General features: G+C 63.2%; 2 protein-coding genes. Both read left to right on the top strand.

The window, feature by feature from the left end:
• Positions 1–137: 137 nt before the first annotated feature.
• Complete coding sequence (gene istA / locus HIJ39_RS22500; protein WP_169103273.1) at positions 138–1583, top strand: IS21 family transposase; 1446 nt, start codon at positions 138–140, stop codon at positions 1581–1583.
• Positions 1580–2329, top strand: a complete 750-nt coding sequence (gene istB / locus HIJ39_RS22495) for an IS21-like element helper ATPase IstB (RefSeq protein ID WP_169103272.1) — start codon at positions 1580–1582, stop codon at positions 2327–2329. The genes istA and istB overlap by 4 nt, the downstream gene beginning before the upstream one ends.
• The last annotated feature ends 144 nt before the right edge of the window (positions 2330–2473 follow it).

Below are 2473 nucleotides of genomic sequence, written 5' to 3'. Positions count from 1 at the left end.
TCGTTTTTCCCCAGTTTTGCCACTAAGAATTCCCCAAAATGGCCATTAAGAGTTGCCACTGTCCTCACCCTTCTCGGATGGTCAATGGGGGTGTTTCCACCCCGCCGAGAGGAGGAAATTGAGGAAGGATGCTTCGAATGTCGATGATTCATCAGATCAAGGTGCTGCAGGCCCGGGGCTACAGCGTGTCCGCGATTGCCGAGGAGCTCGGCTGCGACCGCAAGACTGTCCGGAAATATCTGCAACAGACGGACTTTTCACCCACCGCGCCGGTGAAACGCGTGCGGGCCTCGAAACTCGATCCGTACAAAGCCACCATTGACGCCTGGCTGGCAGAGGACGCCCATCACTGGTACAAACAACGCCACACCGCGCAGCGTGTTTTTGACCGGTTGGGCGAGGAATTTCCGGACCGGACAGTCTCGTATCGGACGGTCAGCCGCTATGTCCAGGAGCGGCGCCGCACGGCGCCGACCACGGGGACCCTCCCCTTGGAATGGCCCCCAGGCGAAGCCCAAGTGGATTTCGGACAGGCGGACATCGTCGAGCAGGGCACCATCATGCGGATCCATGCCTTCTGTCTCAGCTTTCCGCACAGCAATGCGGGCTACTTGCAACTGTTCCGGGGCGAGAACGCGGAATGCGTCGTCCACGGACTCGTGGACCTGTTTGAGCATCTGGGCGGAGTGCCCACCCGTCTCGTGTTCGACAATGCCAGCGGTGTGGGGCGGCGGGTAGGAGAGCGGGTTCGAATGGCGGAGCTCTTTGCCCGCTTCCAAGCCCACTATGGGTTTGAGACGACCTTTTGCAACCCCTATGCCGGGCACGAAAAGGGGAACGTCGAGAACAAGGTGGGCTATTTCCGCCGCAATTTATTGGTGCCCGTTCCGGACGTCCCGGATTTGCTCGCCATGAATCGGGCGCTCCTCACCCGGAGCGAGCGGCATTGGGCACGGCAGCATTACAAGAAGGGGCAGCCGGTTGCCACGCTCTTTGCGGACGATCGCGAGGCGCTGCGGGCACTCCCGCCGCAGGCCTTCGCGCCGTACCGCTATACCCAAGTGCGCACCGATCGCCAAGGCCGCTTTTGTCTGGAAGGCCAACATTGGTACTCCTCGGCACCCGAGTGTGCCGAACAGGCGATCATTGTTCGGGTCGGGGCGCATTCGGTGGAACCCATGGCGGCTGACGGCCGCATTTTGACCCGCCACGACCGGGTCTACGGCCCGGACCGATCCGACTCCACGGATTACCGTACCACGGTCCATCGGGTCGCGCAAAGACCCGGTGCCTGGCGCAACAGTCCGTTGCGAGCCGGCATGCCCGAGGCGGTGCGGGTGGCCTTGGACCGCGCGATGCGTGCCGATTTGCAGGCCGCCCTCGAAGGGGTGGCTCAATGTGCCGACCGATGGGGCTTCGATCATGCCGTTAGAGCCCTGGAGGAGGCGGTAGCCGCCGAGCGGATCCAGACCGCGGACATTGTCGCTTTGGGGCGACGGATGGCGTTGGCGCCGCTGGAGCCATCGAACGTCGTGGATCTGCTCCGCTACGATACGTTACTCGCGGGGAGGGTGGGGCGATGATCCTCCCGAAGGCGCGCCGGGAACGGCGCGAGCGGATTGCCGCCTACTGCAAGCGACTGTCGTGGAGCCAAACGGCGGTCACGCTCTGCGAACAGGCCGCGCCGATGCAAGAGGTCTTCTTGGAAGAGGTCATGGCGGCCGAACTGGCCAATCGCGAAGTTGGCCGCCGGGCCCGCCTGATGTCTCGCGCCGGGTTCCCGGCGCATAAGACCCTGGCGGACTTCGATCGCCGCGTCGCGCAGCTGCCGAGCACCCTGACCTGGGAGGATCTGGAGCAGGGGACCTTCATCCGCGACCACCGGAATCTGGTATTTTTTGGCGGGGTCGGTTTAGGGAAGACCCACCTTAGTACGGCACTCGGACTGGCCGCGTGCGAACGGGGCCAGACGGTTCGCTTTTTCACCGTGACCGGTTTGGTCGTGCGGCTGACGGAAGCGCTCAAGACCGGGACGTTGGAGCGCGCCTTCATGGAACTACAGCGCACGGACCTGCTCATCCTGGATGAGTGGGGCTACCTGCCCATCGACCGCGAGGGCGCCCAACTGCTGTTTCGGGTGGTGGCGGACAGTTACGAAACCCGGAGCCTCATTCTCACCACAAACTTGGAATTTTCCAAGTGGGGCACCGTGTTCACCGACGACCAGATGACCGCCGCCATGATTGACCGACTGGCGCACCATGGGCACTTGGTGCTGTTCGAAGGCGAGAGCTATCGGATGCAGCACGCCTTGATGAAGGAGCGGTAACCATGACTCCAACTGGCAAAATCCGCTCGGTGCGGTGGGTGCCCTGGTGGCGGCGCAAGACCGTCGTGCAGCCCTGGACCTGTCTTTGGGTGATCGCAGCCCACCCCCAACTTCGCTGCGCTGGCTGCGACGGGCCGGTGACGA

This window comes from Sulfobacillus harzensis (genome assembly GCF_012933365.1).
In the GTDB taxonomy this organism is placed as follows: Bacteria; Bacillota; Sulfobacillia; order Sulfobacillales; family Sulfobacillaceae; genus Sulfobacillus_B; species Sulfobacillus_B harzensis.
This window is presented reverse-complemented; position numbering and strand designations above follow the sequence as displayed.

What these genes read in the sequence shown, in the direction of transcription:
- istA (WP_169103273.1), top strand. Translation starts at nt 138, where the DNA reads ATGTCGATGATTCATCAGATCAAGGTGCTGCAGGCCCGGGGCTACAGC.
- istB (WP_169103272.1), top strand. Translation starts at nt 1,580, where the DNA reads ATGATCCTCCCGAAGGCGCGCCGGGAACGGCGCGAGCGGATTGCCGCC.